Annotated in this window: 20 protein-coding genes; 7 read left to right on the top strand and 13 right to left on the bottom strand. The window is 50.4% G+C overall.

The features are described from left to right. The first annotated feature begins 16 nt into the window (after positions 1–16). The 6 genes from flgG (at position 17) to flgL (ending at position 6,742) form a co-directional block, all read left to right on the top strand. Positions 17–799: a flagellar basal-body rod protein FlgG gene (gene flgG / locus FGI04_RS05405; RefSeq protein ID WP_012884217.1), complete on the top strand. Its 783-nt coding sequence runs from the start codon at positions 17–19 to the stop codon at positions 797–799. 137 nt (positions 800–936) lie between these two features. Next, positions 937–1,653 carry a flagellar basal body L-ring protein FlgH gene (locus tag FGI04_RS05410; RefSeq protein WP_342701313.1) on the top strand — a complete coding sequence of 239 codons (717 nt, stop codon included), beginning with the start codon at positions 937–939 and terminating at the stop codon, positions 1,651–1,653. 16 nt (positions 1,654–1,669) lie between these two features. Beyond that, a complete protein-coding gene (locus tag FGI04_RS05415; RefSeq protein ID WP_342701229.1) occupies positions 1,670–2,779 on the top strand; it encodes a flagellar basal body P-ring protein FlgI in 1,110 nt (369 codons plus the stop codon). Next, positions 2,779–3,732, top strand: a complete 954-nt coding sequence (gene flgJ / locus FGI04_RS05420) for a flagellar assembly peptidoglycan hydrolase FlgJ (RefSeq protein WP_342701228.1) — start codon at positions 2,779–2,781, stop codon at positions 3,730–3,732. The genes FGI04_RS05415 and flgJ overlap by 1 nt, the downstream gene beginning before the upstream one ends. 126 nt (positions 3,733–3,858) lie before the next feature. Continuing rightward, a complete protein-coding gene (flgK, locus tag FGI04_RS05425; protein WP_342701227.1) occupies positions 3,859–5,778 on the top strand; it encodes a flagellar hook-associated protein FlgK in 1,920 nt (639 codons plus the stop codon). A 34-nt stretch (positions 5,779–5,812) separates the two neighbouring features. Continuing rightward, entirely contained in the window at positions 5,813–6,742 is a 930-nt protein-coding gene (gene flgL / locus FGI04_RS05430; protein WP_248589477.1) for a flagellar hook-associated protein FlgL, read from the top strand. 139 nt (positions 6,743–6,881) lie between these two features. Here the strand turns inward: flgL and fliR are convergent, their stop codons facing one another. From fliR to fliF, 13 genes are all read right to left on the bottom strand, one after another. Further along, a complete protein-coding gene (gene fliR / locus FGI04_RS05435) occupies positions 6,882–7,664 on the bottom strand; it encodes a flagellar biosynthetic protein FliR (protein WP_342701226.1) in 783 nt (260 codons plus the stop codon). A gap of 2 nt (positions 7,665–7,666) precedes the next feature. After that, a complete protein-coding gene (gene fliQ, locus FGI04_RS05440) occupies positions 7,667–7,936 on the bottom strand; it encodes a flagellar biosynthesis protein FliQ (RefSeq protein WP_038904928.1) in 270 nt (89 codons plus the stop codon). A 43-nt stretch (positions 7,937–7,979) separates the two neighbouring features. Then, positions 7,980–8,756, bottom strand: coding sequence for a flagellar type III secretion system pore protein FliP (gene fliP / locus FGI04_RS05445; RefSeq protein WP_496111666.1), 777 nt, complete (start codon positions 8,754–8,756; stop codon positions 7,980–7,982). Beyond that, a complete protein-coding gene (fliO, locus tag FGI04_RS05450) occupies positions 8,753–9,172 on the bottom strand; it encodes a flagellar biosynthetic protein FliO (protein ID WP_342701225.1) in 420 nt (139 codons plus the stop codon). The genes fliP and fliO overlap by 4 nt, the downstream gene beginning before the upstream one ends. Further along, entirely contained in the window at positions 9,172–9,588 is a 417-nt protein-coding gene (fliN, locus tag FGI04_RS05455; protein ID WP_012884227.1) for a flagellar motor switch protein FliN, read from the bottom strand. Before fliN ends, fliO begins: the two co-directional genes overlap by 1 nt. After that, on the bottom strand, positions 9,581–10,597 hold the full coding sequence (gene fliM, locus FGI04_RS05460) for a flagellar motor switch protein FliM (protein ID WP_016940901.1): 1,017 nt from the start codon (positions 10,595–10,597) through the stop codon (positions 9,581–9,583). The genes fliN and fliM overlap by 8 nt, the downstream gene beginning before the upstream one ends. A gap of 5 nt (positions 10,598–10,602) precedes the next feature. Next, entirely contained in the window at positions 10,603–11,091 is a 489-nt protein-coding gene (gene fliL, locus FGI04_RS05465; protein WP_019843831.1) for a flagellar basal body-associated protein FliL, read from the bottom strand. A 133-nt stretch (positions 11,092–11,224) separates the two neighbouring features. After that, a complete protein-coding gene (locus tag FGI04_RS05470; RefSeq protein ID WP_342701224.1) occupies positions 11,225–12,556 on the bottom strand; it encodes a flagellar hook-length control protein FliK in 1,332 nt (443 codons plus the stop codon). Positions 12,557–12,558: 2 nt separating this feature from the next. Next, positions 12,559–12,999 carry a flagellar export protein FliJ gene (gene fliJ / locus FGI04_RS05475; RefSeq protein ID WP_407273248.1) on the bottom strand — a complete coding sequence of 147 codons (441 nt, stop codon included), beginning with the start codon at positions 12,997–12,999 and terminating at the stop codon, positions 12,559–12,561. An 8-nt stretch (positions 13,000–13,007) separates the two neighbouring features. After that, complete coding sequence (gene fliI / locus FGI04_RS05480; RefSeq protein WP_342701222.1) at positions 13,008–14,378, bottom strand: flagellar protein export ATPase FliI; 1,371 nt, start codon at positions 14,376–14,378, stop codon at positions 13,008–13,010. Further along, positions 14,378–15,139: a flagellar assembly protein FliH gene (gene fliH / locus FGI04_RS05485; protein WP_407273249.1), complete on the bottom strand. Its 762-nt coding sequence runs from the start codon at positions 15,137–15,139 to the stop codon at positions 14,378–14,380. The genes fliI and fliH overlap by 1 nt, the downstream gene beginning before the upstream one ends. Further along, positions 15,114–16,106, bottom strand: coding sequence for a flagellar motor switch protein FliG (gene fliG, locus FGI04_RS05490; RefSeq protein WP_038904920.1), 993 nt, complete (start codon positions 16,104–16,106; stop codon positions 15,114–15,116). The genes fliH and fliG overlap by 26 nt, the downstream gene beginning before the upstream one ends. Then, on the bottom strand, positions 16,103–17,818 hold the full coding sequence (gene fliF / locus FGI04_RS05495; protein WP_342701220.1) for a flagellar basal-body MS-ring/collar protein FliF: 1,716 nt from the start codon (positions 17,816–17,818) through the stop codon (positions 16,103–16,105). The genes fliG and fliF overlap by 4 nt, the downstream gene beginning before the upstream one ends. Positions 17,819–18,150: 332 nt before the next feature. On the opposite strand from fliF, the gene fliE reads away from it, so the two are divergent. Beyond that, a complete protein-coding gene (gene fliE / locus FGI04_RS05500; RefSeq protein ID WP_342701219.1) occupies positions 18,151–18,465 on the top strand; it encodes a flagellar hook-basal body complex protein FliE in 315 nt (104 codons plus the stop codon). Positions 18,466–18,497: the final 32 nt, after the last annotated feature.

Genomic DNA, 18,497 nt, shown 5'->3' on the forward strand with positions numbered 1-18,497 from the left:
GCACAGGAGTGACTCGATGATCCGTTCTTTATGGATTGCCAAAACCGGCCTGAACGCCCAGCAAACCAATATGGATGTCATATCCAACAACCTGGCAAACGTCAGTACCAACGGTTTTAAACGTCAGCGTGCCGTATTTGAAGACCTGATGTATCAAACTGTACGCCAGCCGGGGGCGCAGTCTTCTGAACAGACCACTTTGCCGTCAGGTCTGCAGCTGGGGACGGGGGTGCGTCCGGTGTCGACCGAGCGTATCCACACGCAAGGGGGGTTGACTGAAACCGGTAACGCTAAAGACCTGGCAATCAACGGCGCAGGTTTCTTTCAGGTATTGATGCCGGATGGCACAACTCAGTATACCCGTGACGGTTCTTTCCAACTGGATTCGAATGGTCAACTGGTGACATCCAGCGGTTTTCAGGTTCAGCCTGCGATCACTATTCCGGCGAATGCGACCAATATTACGGTTGGTCGTGACGGTGTGGTGACCGTGACTCAACAAGGGCAAACTGCACCTGTTCAGGTCGGACAGCTCAACCTGGCCATGTTTATCAACGAAGCTGGATTGCAGAATATGGGTGAAAACCTGTATGCAGAAACGGCCAGTTCTGGTGCCCCGACCCAGAGTACGCCTGGATTGAATGGTGCTGGGCTGATTATGCAAAAATATGTTGAAACATCGAACGTGAATGTGGCTGAAGAATTGGTTTCCATGATTCAGACTCAGCGCGCGTATGAAATCAACAGTAAGGCCATCTCGTCCACGGACCAGATGCTGCAAAAACTGACCCAGTTGTAATCATTCTTGGGTAGCGTTTGTGTATAAGATAGGGTGGCTTTTTACTGATTTGTGCTTGGCGCGCAAATGGGTGAAGTAGCCACCTTGATTCAATATATGGATAGGTTACTGAAAGTAAGGCGATATCCGTAGTGATGATGAATACGAAGTCGGTTGCTGCATCGCAGCCGTGTCGGCCCCGGTTGCTGGCATACGTGATGATGTTAACACTGTCCGGTTGCGCCTATGTACCTCATGATAAGGTTGTCACTGGACCAACGACAGCACAACCTGCACCGCCGTTACAGGCTATCCCTAACGGGTCTATTTTCCAGGCCGGTCAGGCGATGAATTACGGATATCAGCCGATGTTTGAGGATCGTCGACCAAGAAACGTCGGGGATACGCTGACTATCGTGTTGCAGGAAAACGTCAGTGCCAGCAAGAACTCGTCGGCGAATGCCAGCAGGGATGCGTCCAGTTCCTTTGGTATGACCACGACACCACGTTTGCTTGAAGGGCCTTTGGGCAACAACCGGGCGGCACTCGATGCGACAGGTAAAGATGCGTTTACCGGGAAGGGCGGCGCTAACGCAAATAATACCTTCACCGGCACAATCACCGTGACCGTCGATCAGGTGCTGACAAACGGCAACTTGCATGTCGTTGGTGAGAAACAAATCGCCGTTAATCAGGGAACCGAGTTTATTCGCTTCTCTGGGGTGGTAAACCCAAGGACTATCAGCGGCAGCAACACCGTGCCGTCGACGCAAGTGGCGGACGCGCGTATGGAATATGTGGGTAATGGCTACATTAACGAAACGCAGACCATGGGCTGGCTGCAGCGGTTCTTCCTTAATGTTTCGCCGTTCTAAATTGATGAGGCACATAATGCGGATCACTTCAGTTTTTACTCTTTTTCTTGCTTTGCTGGTGATGGTGGCTCCGCCAGCATCAGCTGAGCGTATCCGCGATTTGGTGACGATTCAGGGGGTGCGTGATAACGCGCTCATCGGTTATGGTCTGGTGGTAGGGCTGGATGGTACGGGTGACCAGACTACTCAGACGCCGTTCACCACTCAAAGTTTAAATAACATGCTGTCCCAATTGGGGATAACCGTTCCTGCCGGCACCAATATGCAGTTGAAAAACGTAGCGGCAGTAATGGTAACGGCTAAATTGCCGCCGTTTGCTCGTGCAGGGCAAGCAGTCGATGTGGTTGTTTCCTCTATGGGTAATGCCAAGAGCTTGCGAGGCGGTACATTGCTGATGACGCCGCTGAAAGGTGTAGACAATCAGGTCTATGCTATCGCACAGGGTAACCTTTTGATCGGTGGCGCGGGTGCGGCGGCTGGCGGTAGTAGTGTTCAGGTAAACCAGCTCGCCGGTGGGCGTATTAGCGGTGGTGCAATTATCGAGCGTGAGTTGCCGAATACCTTCGGTACCGGTAATGCCATCATGCTGCAATTAAATCAGGATGATTTCACCATGGCGCAGAGTATCAGCGATGCAATTAATCGCTTCGGGCGAGGCGGTTCTGCAGCACCACTGGACTCCCGTACCGTACGGGTTATCGTGCCTGCCGGTAACAGTGCTCAGGTTCGCTTCCTGGCGGATATGCAGAATATCGAAGTCAATGTCGGTACGCTGGATGCCAAAGTCATTGTCAATTCCCGTACCGGCTCAGTGGTGATGAACCGCAATGTCCAGCTGGAAAATTGTGCCGTTGCACAGGGCAACCTGTCTGTGACTATCAATCAACAGAATGTGGTGAGTCAGCCAAATACACCGCTGGCAGGTGGGCAGACGGTCGTTACGCCGCAAACGGAAATTTCTATGCGTCAGGAGGGTGGGGCATTACAGCGCGTGAACTCGAGTGCTAACCTCAACAGTGTGGTTAGAGCCTTGAATTCACTTGGTGCCACACCAATGGATTTGATGTCAATTCTTCAGGCAATGGAAAGTGCAGGTTGCCTGAGAGCGAAGCTGGAAATCATCTGATGAGTGACATGAAGACGTTTAACAACCCGGCTTATGAAACACAGTCTCTTAACGCGCTAAAACGGGATGTATCGAACCATCCCCAGAGCCGGGAAGGGATCCGTGCTGTGGCCAAGCAGTTGGAAGGCGTCTTCGTACAAATGATGATGAAGAGTATGCGTGATACGCTACCGAAGGATGGTATGTTCAGTAGCGATCAGACGCGCATGATCACCTCAATGTATGATCAGCAGTTGGCTCAGCAGATGTCATCTGGCAAAGGAGTAGGACTGGCTGCTGTTATTGAAAAACAAATGATGGGGCAGGGTATAGTCGGAATTGAGCAACCTGCACCGTCGACGCCATTTAAGCCTGATGGTCAATTGGCTCGCAATATGCCTTCATTTGCAGTGGAGCAGATGGTGCGCAAAGCGATGCCTAAGCTATCGGAAAAATCATCGCCATTGCCCATGAGCAGTGCTGATTTTATTTCTCGTTTGTCCACACCCGCCATGCTGGTTAGTCAGCAAAGTGGTATTCCACATCACCTCATTATGGCTCAGGCCGCCCTTGAGTCGGGTTGGGGACAGCATGAAATCCCTACCAACGATGGGCGTCGTAGCCACAACATTTTCGGTATTAAGGCTGGCAGCAACTGGGATGGACCGGTCACGGAAATCACCACGACAGAATACGAACAAGGTGTTGCCAAAAAAGTCACTGCGGCCTTCCGTGTGTATGGTTCTTATCTGGAAGCGTTGAATGATTATGCCAAACTGTTAACTCAGAATCCCCGTTATGCTGGCGTGTCTGCGGCGGCAACGGCGGAACAGGCCGCGGTAGCATTACAGCAGGCGGGGTATGCGACGGATCCAGCTTATGCGAAGAAGTTGGTCAGCATGATCCAGCAGATGAAAAATACAGGCGAAAAGGCAGTTCAGGCCTATACACATGATCTGAGCGGGATTTTCTAATTTTTCTCAAGTTTTCAGCCCGCCTGCCGATAGTTATACAAGTTAATTTATAACGGCGATATCTTTTTGTGCTCGGCAATAGGTTGTGCCCTGTCTGCGCATGAGTAAGAGTAAAAGGAACCCAGCATGTCCAATTTGATTAACACCGGAATGAGTGGTTTGAGTGCAGCACAAGCGGCACTGAGCACTGTCAGTAACAACATCAGTAATCAGGCTGTTGCAGGGTATAGCCGCCAAAACGCGCTGTTGGCACAGAATAATGGTACGACGACTTCTGCCGGTTACATTGGTAACGGGGTTACGGTCGTCAGCATTAATCGTGATTACAACGATTTTATCGCCAAGCAGTTGCGTGCGGCGCAGGCAAGCAGTAGCGCGACTACCTCTTATTACGACCAGATCTCCAAAATTGACAACCTGCTGTCTAGCAGTTCATCCAGCCTGTCAACCTCTATTCAGGATTTCTTTAAGAACCTGCAGAACCTGACCAGTAACTCCAGTGATTCGTCCGTTCGCCAAACCGTGCTGGGCAAAGCGAATGCGTTGGTCAACCAGTTCAAAATCACCGATCAGTATTTGCGTGACATGGACAGCAACATCAATGGCGAGCTCTCCGTCACGGTGACGCAGATCAATACCTATGCCCAACAAATCGCCGATATCAACGATCAGATTGTACGCCTGAAAGGTGCGAATAATGGCGCGGCACCAAATGATTTGCTGGACCAGCGTGACTCACTGGTTGATTCGTTGAATAAGCTGGTCGGCGTCGATGTCGCGGTTCAAGACGGCAATATGTACAACATCTCGCTGAAAAATGGCCTGACACTAGTACAAGGTAAAAGCTTTAATACGCTTGTTGCGACGACATCCAGTACTGACCCTACTCGTACTACCATTGCGTATAACGATGCCATTGCCGGTGTGAGTGAAGTGAAAGAGAGCACGATTACCGGTGGTTCTCTCGGCGGGTTGCTTAATTTCCGCACCAGTACGCTTGATAGCGCTCGTAACCAATTAGGTCAGATGGCGTTGGCGTTTACTGATGCTTTCAACCAGCAGCACAAAGCGGGTTTTGACTTGAACAATGCTCAGGGAGGGGACTTCTTCGGCGTCGGTTCGTCAGTCACATTGACAAGCGCTAAAAATACGTCTGCTGCCGAGCTGAGTTCTTCCTATCTCAGTGATACCTATTCAATGCAGTACAACGGAACGTCCTGGAGTGTTACCCGGTCTGACGGTACCACTGCCAGCTCAACGTTGTCGGGGTCGGCGTTAACGTTTGATGGTTTCACTATCGATATTTCCGGTTCCGCCGCTTCGGGGGATACCTTCAGTTTCAAAGTGTCACCAGGGCAGTCTTCCATTTCGCAGACTGCTCCAGCAGCAGCCTCGGCTGCGTCGCTGACACGCAATGATAATAACTACATCAAAGCGAGCGATTACACCGTTAAATTCGTCGGCCCGGCTGCCAACAACTGGTCAATTACCCGTCTGTCAGATGGCGCTGATTTGTCTTCTTCTGCCACCTATGCCGCAGCCAGTGGGTCGACACCCGCCAGTCTGATTTTTGATGGTATGAAATTAGATATCACCGGTACGCCAGCGGCTAAAGACGTGTTTACTGTGAAAGGTGTGCGTGATGTCGTTGTTGGTATGTCTGTTGTTATCTCGGATTCTTCCAAGATAGCAGCGGCTGGTTCTTCGTTGACCTCTGCTGGTGGTGGGGTTAGTGATAATACGAATGCTAAAGCATTACTGAATTTGCAGACGGTTAAAGTCGTTGAAGGTAAATCGAGTATCAGTCAGGCATACGCCAGTCTGGTTGGGGACATCGGTAACAAGACGAGTACTGCTAAGGTTACTGATACATCTCAGAAGAATGTGGTGTCGCAGTTAACCACCGAGCAGCAGTCTGTGTCTGGTGTAAACCTGGACGAAGAGTACGGTGACCTTGTTCGTTTCCAACAGTACTACATGGCAAATGCCAAGGTAATCCAGACGGCTTCGACGATCTTTGATTCCCTGTTGGCGATCCGTAGCTAAGTTTGTGACGATAAAATCAGTAAGGAAATAGGTTATGCGACTGAGTACCAGTATTATTTTTCAGCAGAGTATGCAGGGCGTCACAGACGGGCTGTCAAATTTCAGCAAGACGGGCCAACAGTTAGCCAGTAATACCCGAGTGGTGAACCCTTCTGATGATCCGATTGCGGCGTCTAAAGCGGTAATGGTTAATCAGGCACAGGCCCAGAACGATCAGTACTCTTTGGCTCGCACGTTTGCCGAAAATGGCATGAATAGCGAGCTGTCCGTGCTGACCAACGTTGCGACTGCATTGACCAGTGCCAGTACCACACTGTTAAGTGCTGATGGTACAAAAAATGATAACGATCGCCAGCTTATCGCCACCTCTTTGCGTGGGTTAAAAGCTCAGTTGCTGAACCTGGGAAACAGCACCGATGGTAATGGCAATTTTATCTTTGGTGGTTATAAGACCGACGCTCAACCGTTTACTACCAATGCAGCCGGTACAGTGAGCTATGTGGGTGGCACCCAGGCTATTTCTCAGCAGGTAGATGCTGATCGTGTCATGACGGTCGGGCATATCGGGTCAGACGTATTTAATAACGCTAGTGGTACCGCAGATATCTTTGGTGCTCTGGACAGTGCGATTAGTGCGTTGGAAACACCGCTCGAAGGGGCAACGGATGCGGTGAAGAGTGCTAATACCGCTTCTATCAACGCGGCTAGCCAGAACCTCAAAAATGCGCTGACGAATGTTTCTTCTGCGCAAGCCACCTTGGGGGTTCAGTTGCAGGAAGTCGATACATTGAACAGTATTGGTACTGATCGCAGCAATGCCAATAAACAGACATTGAGCGATTTGGTTGATATCGATATGGTCGCAACCATCTCCACATACATGATGCAACAGCAATCCTTGCAAGCATCATATAAAGCATTTAGCGATATGCAGGGTCTCTCGCTGTTCCAGCTAAACAAATAATATGGAATAGCGGTCCAGTATTTGGATACGCTTAAACCGGGCGTATTCTTTTTGGCATGTCATCCGTCATAAGATGACATGCTTTTTTTTATTGTGCGCAGTGCATGAAAAAGGTCGAGGCACACCAACGAGCGAGGGGCTATCCGGCAAACTGGTTTAGCAAGTCAGCCAGAAGATCATAGGTTTCGCCAAACAGTTTTTCGGCATAAGGGGAGATAAGGAAAATCAGGAATCCTACGGTAATAATCCCGGTAAAAAGGGTGATAGGAAAACCGATAGCGAAGATGGTTAACTGTGGTGCCAGCCGACTTAATAACCCAAGCGCCATGTTAATGGTGAGCAGTAATGTAATGAGCGGGAGTGCAAGCATCAGCCCGTTAGAGAAGATCCTTCCCCCAGCGGCTGCAAGAGCCATAAATACATTACCGCTGACAGGTGCCGCTCCAATGGGAATAGTGTGGAAACTGTCAACCAGCAGTGAAATCAGCCATAAATGCCCATTCATCGTCAGAAAAAGCAATAATGCCAGTAGGTTCATGAACCGGGATACGACTGGCATGTTGGGCCCACCGCTGGGGTCAAAGAACGTGGCGAATGATAGTCCCATTTGCAGACCGATAATCTCTCCTGCCAGTCGGATTGCCGCAAACGCCAGTTGCATGGTGAAACCCAACATGACGCCGATCACTATTTGCTGAAACAGCATCCATACACCAGCTGCCGAAAAGATAGGAATCGACGAATGTGGGATATTTGGCGCAATGACAATAGTGATGAGCACGCCGATGCCGATTTTCACACGGCGGGTAATAGCCCGTTCGCTAAAAATAGGGGCAGTGCTAATCAGTGCCAGAATCCTGACCAGTGGCCAGAAAAACTGATTGAACCAGCCGATCATATCGATGCTGCTGAGGGTAACCATATCTACCCGATCATGTTAGGGAACTGGCTGAACATTGTGCGCATGTAGTCGAGAATGACGCTGAGCATCCACGGCCCGGCTACCACAAGGGTAAAAAATACCGTGAGAACCTTGGGGATGAATGACAAGGTCATTTCGTTGATTTGTGTAGCCGCCTGAAGCATGCTGACAATCAAACCGCTGACCAGTGCGGCGATAAGAGGAGGGCCTGCCAGCATCAGCGCTATTTTCATTGCTTCATAGCCTAAAGCCATGACGGATTCAGGAGTCATACAGGCATTCCTCTGATGTGGTGGACAGCAGCATCCGCACTAACTAAGTATAGAAACTCTGGGCCAGCGACCCCAGCAGCAATTGCCATCCATCAACCAACACAAAAAGCATCAGTTTGAATGGCAACGAAATCGTCGCTGGAGGAACCATCATCATACCCAGTGCCATTAATACGCTGGCAACAACCAGGTCAATCAGCAGAAAAGGAATGAAAATCGTAAAACCAATCTGAAAGGCGGTTTTCAGTTCGCTGGTAACATAAGCCGGTACTAACACTCGCATCGGTACAGCTTCCGGGCCTTGCAGCGAAGGAATCTGAGCCAAACGGGTAAACAACGCTAAATCCGCTTCCCGGGTTTGCCGCAGCATAAACTCACGCAGCGGTTTCGAGCCCTTATCAATAGCGACTTCCATGCTGATTTTGTCTTCACTGAACGGGCGGTAGGCCTCATCGTAAACACGGTTCAGTACAGGAGACATAACAAAAAAAGTCAGAAAAAGACTGAGACCGAGCAGAACCTGGTTCGGGGGCGCCGTAGGCGTTCCTAATGCGTTACGCAGCAAGCTCAGAACGATGATGATGCGAGTAAAGCACGTCATCATCAGCAACACGGCGGGAATAAAGCTCAGCGCAGTGATGAAGATCAGTGTCTGAACGGGTAAGGACCAGCTCTGTCCACCATTAGGTAGTGGGTGGCTAATAATGCTTGGCAACTGTGCAAGTGCGTGAGGCGCAATCAGCAATAACATGAAGGCCGCAGGGTAACGAAGCAGGCGGAACCAGGGAGAAAGTGAAATCGGACGCAGGGGGGTACTCATTCGGTTTTTTCCGGACGCTTGGTCGCTTTCTTAAGGAACTGAAGAAAATCGGCTGGCGCAATACTTTCTGCCGACGCTGCATCGTTAATGGGACGAGCAGGCAGGGTGTGCAAATGGGTTATTTGTTGGGCTGTAACCCCCAATACAAGCCAGGTGTCATCAACTTCAACGATCACAATACGCTCACGCTGCCCAACCGGATAAGCCGACACCATTTTCATGACATTGCTTTTCTTAGTCTGCGGCGCAAATCCCAGTTTTCGCAGTGCCCAGGCAACCAGTAAAATCAGCAATAACACACCGCATAAGGCGGTACCCACTTGTGACAAGAGCGCACCGCCAGAAATAACGGATTCAGCAGCCACAGGTGGCTGCTGAATGGTCGATGTAGTCTGTTGTGCGGTGGTGCCAGCCATTAACGGCCTAGCCTGCGCATACGTTCTGATGGCGTAATAATATCGGTGATACGCACACCATATTTGTCGGAAACGACAACTACTTCGCCCTGAGCAATCAGATACCCGTTAATCATGATATCCAGTGGCTCACCAGCCAAACCGTCTAGTGCCACGACAGAGCCCTGTGACAAGCGCAGCAGCTCTTTGATCGTCATTTTGGTGCGGCCTAGCTCTACAGTCAATTTAACCGGGATATCCAAAATTAGGTCGATATCCTGCATTGACCCTTGGGTATCCTGCACATCAAAGTTTTTGAAGATATTTTCAGTACTACCCGACGCGCCTTTTTCTGCCGACTGCTGCTCATTAAATGCATCAGCCCACAGATCGTCCACGGAATCCGTTTCTTCGGACGGTTTCTTGATGTCACTCATTGAGCGGTTCCTCGTCATTCAGAGAATTTAAAATGGGGTTAATCAAGTGTTCAACACGCAAGGCATACTGACCATCTAACGTACCGTATTGGCATGTCAATACAGGCACGCCATCCACATGTGCTACCAGACGTTCAGGTTTATCAATCGGCAAAATATCTCCGGGCTTGAGTTTTAATACCTTTGACAGTCGAACCGGGATATCAACAAAGTTAGCAACCAGCTCTAACTCTGAGTGCTGCACTTGTTTTGCCAGTGTTTCACGCCAATGCTGGTCTTCCTGCTGCGAGTTTTCCAGCGGCGGGTTGGCGAGCAATTCGCGTAAAGGTTCAATCATGGAGAATGGAATACAGATGCTGAATTCACCGGTCAGCGTACCAATTTCCAGATGGAAAGGCGTGGTTACCACGATGTCGTTTGGCGACGTGGTGATATTGGTGAATTTTACCTGCATTTCCGAACGCACATACTCCACATCCAGCTTGTAAATCGCGTTCCAGGCGTCACTGTAGGATTCGAGAGCCAGTTTCAGCATACGACGCACTACGCGCTGCTCGGTGTGTGTAAATTCTCGGCCTTCAACCTTGGTAGGAAAACGACCATCGCCACCAAACAGGTTGTCAACGGCAATGAAAACCAGACTGGGTGAAAACACGAACAGAGCAGTACCGCGCAATGGCTTCAGATGTATCAGGTTGAGGTTGGTTGGAACCGGCAGGTTACGTGCAAACTCATGATACGGCTGAATCTTGATGGCACCAACAGTAATATCAGGGCTACGACGAAGCAGGTTAAACAAGCCCATACGGAATTGGCGCGCGAAACGCTCGTTGATGATCTCCAGTGCTTGCAGACGCTCACGGATAACGCGTCGCTGTGTATTGGGATCATAGGGCTTAACATCCCCATCTTTTTGGGAAGCGGCGTTGCTGGCATCAGCGCTGCTATCACCACTGTCACCGTTTAGCAGAGCATCAATCTCTGCCTGTGAAAGAATGCTGTCACCCATAGTGATTACCGCAAAATAAAAGCAGTGAACAGGACATCGCTGACGACCTGGTTAGGTTGTCCAGGGACCAGCGGTGGGCTTAATACCTGCTTGATATCTTCAACCAGTTTTTGTTTACCTTGTTCCGTTGCCAGAACAGATGAGCTCTGGCGGGAAAACAGCATAATCAAACGACTGCGAATTTCCGGCAGATAGTTCGTCAGGCGTGCACGGGTCGCTTCATCCGGCAGTCGCAGGGTAATGCCCACGTACAACACCCGATCTGGGTTGTTATCTGGGGATAACAGGTTAACGGTGAATGTATCCAACGGCATGAATACAGGTGCCGGCGGCGGAGGTGGCTCGCTGGATGCCGTCTCGGTTTTTTTATGATTCAAGAACCACCAGCCAGCACCCGCTCCAGCTGTAGCTGCCAGGGCGATAACAATCAAGAGTATCAGCCAGAGGGAGCGTTTTTTACCACCTGACTGGGCTTTCTTATTAGACGTAGCCAATGATGTATCCTGTTATTTATCAGTATCTCATGGCAACGTTAGCCATGAGATAAATGCGTGATATCATGATTATCCTGCCTATTCACCGCTTCAATACAATGAATAAACAATAAAAAAAGCGTTAACTTTTTCATTAGGCAAAGATATCAACGCCATTAAGCCCCGTTACCATTGATTGCAACTGTGCTGGTACAGCCAGTGTTTCTGCTTCAGCGCCGGTACGATCAGGTTGGCTAAACTGCTGTTGGTAAGACGAAGCGTTACCACCGCCATTCCCGTTGGCATTACTTGCCACCTGCTGCTGAGACTGCTGCCAGCTACTGGCGTCTGAGCCTACGCTGCTTTGTCCCAGATTGATACCATTCTCCGCCATAGCACTACGTAGATGGGGGAGAGCGGATTCCAGTGCGGAGCGCACCTGACTATTGCCGGAGACCAGATGAATCTGGGCCTGATTATCTTCGATTTTCAACGTAATATGCAGTGACCCGAGTTCTTCCGGGTGCAGCTTCAGTTCTGCTGTCTGCTGCCCGTTACGGGTAAACATGACAACTTGCTGACCCAGTGCATCATTCCATTGTTGAGTACCCAAGGGGGCATTAATCTGGCTGGTGACATGCTGTGCTGCCGGTTGGGTTGGCGTCGCATTACTGGCAAACAATGTAGATAGTGCTTGTAAGGACGAGTGTGTGCCTGCATCGGCAGGCGCGGTGGCGGCAACCGGGTTGCTGGCACTGTCTTCTTTACGCGATACCAGCAGAGCATTCTCTTTGGATTGATCGTAGCTATTGTCAGTGGCGCGTAATCCGGCATTTTGGGCAGCAGCAACTGATGCACCGGTGCCAGACAGTGTTGAGCCAGTGCTATTTGTCGCTGTTGTAGAGGCGTTCAGCGCAAAATTTCCTTGTGCTGATGTGTCAGTGTTTTTCGTTGAGCTGATTAACGAGCTCAGAACACCGTTGTCGCCTTTACCATTTTTCAGTACATCCAGCGCATCAGATACAGATTGCGCTGAGCCTGTACCGTCTTTCCCCTGAGCAGAGGTCTGCGCAGGGATCATAGCGAACAACGCTTGCATCGCTAATGCGTCGGTATTCGTTGTTTTTTCGTCTTTTACGCTGTCTTTTTTCTGCGCTTTCGCCAGAAGCGACTCAAGGGAATTACCCGACTGCAGATCGCTTAGTGTCAGCGTTCCTTTGGTCAAGGCGGTCAGGATGGCATTCAATTCATCACTGTTTGCCTCAATCCCACTCTTTGCGAGTGCATCTTTGAATTCAGCTGCTTCCTGATCACTGATGACCGTTTTCTTGGCCGATTGCGTTGCAGAGAGTTTTTGCGAGAGTAATTGCACAAAATTCTCTGGCAGTTGATCCTTGCCCAGCAGCGCAAGTAGAGAGTTCCCCTGAGGCGTAGTCGTGCTGCTTGCGTCAATCGTTGTAGTGGTTGTCATTGCTGGCAAGTTCATAATTATGTTTTCCTCATTGATGCACGTTGGGCGAACTCATCCATCCGCTTTTGTTCCAGGCGATTTTCGTGTGCCAGCATTTTGGTTCGTTCACGTTGTTGCAGCGTACTAAATGCATTTAATCGCTGTTGCTTTTCCTGCCAGGCTTTCATCGCCTGATCCAAACGAGAAGACCAATTTAATAACTGATTCTGATGCTGCTCAATCGCTTTTTCCAGAGTCAAAATAAATTGCTGATAATTCTGCCAGGCAGTATTGGCCATGCCTTCGGTCATCGAATCGTTGAGCCGCTGGCGATAATCATCATGGTAGCCTAACAACATATTCAATTGCTGTTCAGCCTGCGAATAGGCTTTTTGCACCTGGCCCAGATGCGTTGTCGCCGCATCGACTTCCTTTTGGGCCAAATCACGGAGCATGACGAAGGTTGACTGAGTACTCATTCGCCCTCCTATCTATTATACGGGAAAATGTTATTGAGTGCCTGACAGGCTTCATCAAACGAACTGCGCTCAAACATTCCCTGCTGCAAAAAATGTTGCATTTGCGGATACAGCTGTATTGCCCGATCAAGCATCGGGTCACTACCCGCGGCATAAGCACCAACGTTAATCAGATCGCGATTGCGCTGATAACTGGATAACGACTGTTTGAACTGCCTTACCGCAGAATAATGGTTCTCATCGATTAATGCTGTCATAGCACGACTAATCGATGCTTCTATATCAATAGCCGGATAATGCCCTGACTCTGCCAACTGGCGAGACAACACAATGTGGCCGTCCAGAATCGCACGGGCTGAATCAGCAATCGGATCTTGCTGATCGTCGCCTTCGGTCAACACCGTATAAAATGCAGTGATCGAACCACCGCCTGAAATGCCGTTACCTGCACGTTCTACCAGCGCAGGCAGTTTCGCGAAAACCGAAGGCGGATACCCTTTGGTTGCCGGTGGTTCGCCGATCGCCAGCGCGATTTCACGCTGAGCCATCGCATAACGCGTCAGCGAATCCATAATTAACAATACATGATGTCCACGATCGCGAAAATCTTCTGCGATACGCGTAGCATAAGCCGCACCCTGCATACGCAGCAGGGGAGAGACATCCGCCGGAGCGGCGATCACCACCGAGCGTGCGAGCCCTTCGGTACCGAGAATGTTTTCAATGAAGTCTTTGACTTCACGTCCACGTTCCCCGATCAACCCAACAACAATAACATCAGCTTGAGTATAGCGCGCCATCATACCGAGTAGCACACTTTTACCCACGCCGGAGCCAGCGAAAAGCCCCATACGTTGACCTCGACCAACGGTCAGTAAGGCATTAATGGCCCGAACACCCACATCCAGCACATGCTCGATGGGCGTGCGCTGAAGAGGGTTAAACGGTGCTGTCACCAGCGGAGCGCTATAGCCGGTATCAGGCGTGGGTAGGCCATCCAGCGGTTTGGCGCTGCCATCCAGCACTCGTCCCAGCAGTGCCGGGCCTAATGGCAATTGTTTACCCTGGCTGCTACCGGACAGGCCAACACGTTCGTAGACACGAGCGCCTGGGATGATGCCCTCGACTTCTTCAAGTGGCATCAGGAACAGTTTCTGGCCATTAAATCCGACGACTTCACTTTCAACTTCGTCAACCTGATTGCCGGTTTGCCGTTCAATCAAACAGGTTGAGCCTAATGGCATATGAAGGCCAGTTGCTTCAAGCACCAATCCCGTTGCCCGCGTTAGCCGTCCGTAACGGCGTATTGAAGGCGTATTGGTGATGCGCTTTTCAAATGCATCAATGGAAGAAAGCCAACGGGAGAGACGCACAGTCATCAAAGTTCTCCCGGTGCGGCCAGTCGGCAAAGTTCATGCCAGCGTGTGGCAATACTCGCGTCGAGATCACCTTCTTCAGCGCTGACTTTGCATCCACCGGGGTGTAACTGATTATCCGCCAACAACCGCCAGCCATGCAGACTGAGGGTTGGCCCGAGGTGCTGCTCCACCATCTCCAGATCTGAAGGGTGTACCCGCAACTGCGGTTTACCGCTAAACATGGGCTCTTGCTGGATTAGCTGCTGTATTTGACCCATTAATGCGGTACCGTCACAAACCGGTGACTGTCCAATGACCTGTCTGGCGGCAGTTAAAGCGAGTTGCATCAGCCGTGAAACGATGACGCTGTCAAGAGAATCCAACGTTTGTTGGAATTCATTGACCATTTGCTGCATCTGGGCAATAACCGGCTGCTGCTGTTGAACTGCATTTTGCAAGCCCTGCTGTGTACCCGCCTGGAGTCCATCCTGATAACCGGCGGCGTATCCTTGTTGCTTACCTTCAGCAAATCCGGTTTCCCGAGCTTGTTGCAGCACTTGTTCGCGTAACGTTGCCAGGTCATCCTGCGGTTGCTGGAAATCAGACATGGCAAAAAAGCCGTTATCATCTTCTGATGACATCGGGGTTGACACAGAAGAGGGCGCAGCCGGTGCTGCCGCCTCTTTGACTGATGGGGCGGCAGGGGCGGAAAGGTCATCCAACTTCCACGGTTGCCAGTCAAGATCACTGGAAGAATTAGACAAACGCGTCATCACCACCACCGATAATCATTTCTCCGCTATCTGCCAGACGACGCACAATAAGCAGAATGGCTTTCTGTTCGTTTTCCACCTGAGACATACGGACTGGGCCACGGGTTGCCAGATCGTCGCGCAGAATTTCTGCCGCACGCTGCGACATGTTGCGCAGGAACTTCTCGCGCAACGGCTGATCGGCGCCTTTCAGGGCAACCAGCAAAGACTCGGACTCCACTTCCTGCAGCAGACGCTGAATACTGCGGTCGTCCACTTCCACCAGGTTTTCGAACAGGAACATTTCGTCGATAATTTTTTGTGCCAGTTCGCCGTCGAATTCGCGTACCGCATCGATAACGGCTTCTTCGTGCTGCGTTTTCATCAGGTTGATGATTTCCGCCGCAGTACGAACACCACCCATCTTACTGCGTTTGAGGTTTTGACCATCCAACAGCCCGTTAAGCACTTCGGTCAATTCCGCCAATGCTGATGGCTGCACCCCACCAAAGGTGGCGATACGTAACATGACATCGTTACGCATGCGCTCATCGAAATGCGCCAGAATATCCGCTGCCTGTGCACGTTTGAGGTGCACCAGGATGGTCGCGATAATCTGCGGGTGTTCGTCGCGAATAAGGTCGGCCGCGCTTTGCGGCTCCATGAAGTTGAGCGTTTCCATACCAGAAGACGTTTCTTTGCTTTCAAGGATGTCTTCCAGCAGGCTAGAGGCACGTTCTTCACCCAGTGCTTTAACCAGCACAGAGCGCAGGTAATCGCCGGCATTAACGCCCAATGCGGCATACTGCTCGGCTTCAAGATCAAACTCGCGCAATACTTCCAGCAATTCGGATTGAGAGACCTGCTTCATGTTGGCCATCGCAGTACTGAGGTGCTGCACTTCACGCGTCGAAAGGTGCGTAAAAACTTCCGCTGCACGATCTTCGCCGATGGTCATTAACAAGACGGCGCTTTTTTCTGTACCTGTCAGACTCATAGTTCGTTACTCATCCAGTGGCGGATTACCAGTGCGACAACGCGAGGATCGTTCTCGGCCAGCTCACGAATACGCTGGCTGTGCAGCTCGGCATGAGCCCGCTGTTCGGATTTCTTCTGTATTTCCTCTTCCATTGCACTGATGGTGACGGAGACATCCGAATCCTGACCACGCAACGCGGCAGCAGCCTCGGCAGCTTGTTGTATCTGAGCACGTTTTTGCAACTGCGGACGCACCAGTTTGCGATACATAATCCAACCGACAATCAGTACCAGCAACCAGCGGCCTGCTTCAATCAGCAGATCGAAGAATGCTTGTTTCTTCCAGAAGGGCAGTTCACCCGCAGAGGTATCTGTGACGGTGAACGGCGTGTTGACTACGTTTACAGAGTCACCACGTTCACTGGAGAAGCCCATTGATTCACGGACTAACGCTTCGATTTTCTTGAGCTGCTCATCGCTGAGCGCGGCTGGCTTACCATCTTCACCTTGTGTGTAGTTAACCACAACAGCGACTGATAAACGCTGGACGCTCCCGGTGCTTTGTTTGGTATGACGGATAGTACGGTCAACTTCATAATTGATCGTCTGATCGCGACGGCTGTTGAATGTCTGGTTTGCTGAGTTACTCGCTGATGTCTGGGTATTGGCACCCGCGGCATTAGCATTGTTCGCGTTATTGGTATTGTTTGCGTTATTAGCATTATTCGCCGGCGGCGTTGAAATAGGTGCTGTCGGCGCTGGGGTGGGGGTATTAGACAGCGCGCCAGGTACACCACCTACATTTGGCCCACCACGCTGGTCGCTCTGACTGGTTTGTTGAGAGCGCACCGCAGCCTGATTCGGCGCCTGGTTCGGCTGATATTGCTCATCAGTTTGTTCACGATTGGCGAAATCGATTTGAGCAGTGACCTGCGCATGTACATTGCCCGCGCCGACTACCGGTGTCAGGATGGCTTCAATGCGACGTTGGTAATTACTTTCTACCTCGTTGGCATATTTCAACTGCGCGGCATTCAGGTCGCGCCCTGAACCATCATTTTGCGTTAGCAGTTTGCCAGTCTGATCAACAACGGTCACTTTGTCGGCAGGGAGTCCGGCTACACTGCTGGAAACGAGATAGGTAATCGCGTTGATTTGGCTATCATCCAGTGCACGACCTGGTTGCAGCGTGACGGTAACTGCAGCAGAGGGAGATTTCTGCTCACGTACAAACAGTGAGGGTTTGGGAATGGCCAGGTGAACGCGGGCGCTCTGGATTGGCCCCAGCGTTTCCATGGTTCTTGCCAGTTCACCTTCAAGGGCGCGCTGGTAGTTAATTTGCTCGCTGAACTGGCTGATACCGAATTTTTCTTGATCGAGTAGTTCAAAACCGACGGCACCACCTTTCGGCAAACCTTGCTGGGCCAGTTTCAATCGGGTGTCATAAACTTTGTCTGCCGGGACCAGTATGGCTGCACCGTTTTCCGCAAAGCGGTAGGGTATATTCATTTTGCCCAGTTCGGAAACAATACTGCCACCATCGCGCTCGTTCAGATTGGTATAGAGCACACGATAATCTGGGCCACGAGCCCACAAGGACAATGCGACAACAATAGCAATCGTTGCTGCTGCAGCAATCAACAAAGGGATTTTAGGATTGGCGCGCAAACGGTTGAGTATCTCGCCAAAGCTTTTCCCACCGGTAGCGGCTCCGGATGTTAAGGCGTTCATACTCTATCTCTGCCTGGTTGCTGAACGATATGGATAACGTTGTAACGTAACAAAACAGAACTCCCTGATTGCGCAATCATAAAAACTCATCACCTACATTTACCAGCATGCCATTATTTTCCGTAATGCGAAAATTGATGGGTCGATAAGCTGGCATTTTTAATGTCATTTATACGATTTACTACCTTATGGATATGGTAGCGTAGTAAGCCGGTAAAGAGGTGTATGAGAAATAAACTGCATTACCAGCGTTTTTTTCTTGTTGGTGTTATGTATGTTTATAATTTATTTGGTTTTTATTATGTTCTCAATCTTTAGTTGAGGAATAGGGCATGTCTATTCAGGGTATTGATGCGGTATTGCAACAAATGCAGGTTACCGCAACCAAAGCTGCCGGTGGACTGGATTCCACCGCAGCGTCGCAATCTGGCTTTGCCAGTGAGCTGAAAGCTGCAATTGAGAAAATCAACGAAACACGCATACAAGCTCAGGCACAAGGCGAGGCGTTTACGTTAGGTAAGCCGGGGGTTGCCCTGAACGATGTGATGATTGATAACCAGAAGGCTTCCATTGCTTTGCAGATGGGCGTTCAGGTGCGCAACAAACTGGTGTCAGCCTACCAGGAAGTGATGAATATGACGATATAATCGCAAGCCAATCATTTTGCGATGCAATCCAG

Source organism: Dickeya ananatis (genome assembly GCF_019464615.1).
GTDB lineage: Bacteria > Pseudomonadota > Gammaproteobacteria > Enterobacterales > Enterobacteriaceae > Dickeya > Dickeya oryzae.

Bases quoted from the DNA above. Each gene is read 5' to 3' on its own strand.
- flgG (WP_012884217.1), top strand. From the start codon at position 17: ATGATCCGTTCTTTATGGATTGCCAAAACCGGCCTGAACGCCCAGCAA.
- FGI04_RS05410 (WP_342701313.1), top strand. From the start codon at position 937: ATGAATACGAAGTCGGTTGCTGCATCGCAGCCGTGTCGGCCCCGGTTG.
- FGI04_RS05415 (WP_342701229.1), top strand. From the start codon at position 1,670: ATGCGGATCACTTCAGTTTTTACTCTTTTTCTTGCTTTGCTGGTGATG.
- flgJ (WP_342701228.1), top strand. From the start codon at position 2,779: ATGAGTGACATGAAGACGTTTAACAACCCGGCTTATGAAACACAGTCT.
- flgK (WP_342701227.1), top strand. From the start codon at position 3,859: ATGTCCAATTTGATTAACACCGGAATGAGTGGTTTGAGTGCAGCACAA.
- flgL (WP_248589477.1), top strand. From the start codon at position 5,813: ATGCGACTGAGTACCAGTATTATTTTTCAGCAGAGTATGCAGGGCGTC.
- fliR (WP_342701226.1), bottom strand. From the start codon at position 7,664: ATGGTTACCCTCAGCAGCATCGATATGATCGGCTGGTTCAATCAGTTT.
- fliQ (WP_038904928.1), bottom strand. From the start codon at position 7,936: ATGACTCCTGAATCCGTCATGGCTTTAGGCTATGAAGCAATGAAAATA.
- fliP (WP_496111666.1), bottom strand. From the start codon at position 8,756: ATGAGTACCCCCCTGCGTCCGATTTCACTTTCTCCCTGGTTCCGCCTG.
- fliO (WP_342701225.1), bottom strand. From the start codon at position 9,172: ATGGCTGGCACCACCGCACAACAGACTACATCGACCATTCAGCAGCCA.
- fliN (WP_012884227.1), bottom strand. From the start codon at position 9,588: ATGAGTGACATCAAGAAACCGTCCGAAGAAACGGATTCCGTGGACGAT.
- fliM (WP_016940901.1), bottom strand. From the start codon at position 10,597: ATGGGTGACAGCATTCTTTCACAGGCAGAGATTGATGCTCTGCTAAAC.
- FGI04_RS05470 (WP_342701224.1), bottom strand. From the start codon at position 12,556: ATGAACTTGCCAGCAATGACAACCACTACAACGATTGACGCAAGCAGC.
- fliJ (WP_407273248.1), bottom strand. From the start codon at position 12,999: ATGAGTACTCAGTCAACCTTCGTCATGCTCCGTGATTTGGCCCAAAAG.
- fliI (WP_342701222.1), bottom strand. From the start codon at position 14,378: ATGACTGTGCGTCTCTCCCGTTGGCTTTCTTCCATTGATGCATTTGAA.
- fliG (WP_038904920.1), bottom strand. From the start codon at position 16,106: ATGAGTCTGACAGGTACAGAAAAAAGCGCCGTCTTGTTAATGACCATC.
- fliF (WP_342701220.1), bottom strand. From the start codon at position 17,818: ATGAACGCCTTAACATCCGGAGCCGCTACCGGTGGGAAAAGCTTTGGC.
- fliE (WP_342701219.1), top strand. From the start codon at position 18,151: ATGTCTATTCAGGGTATTGATGCGGTATTGCAACAAATGCAGGTTACC.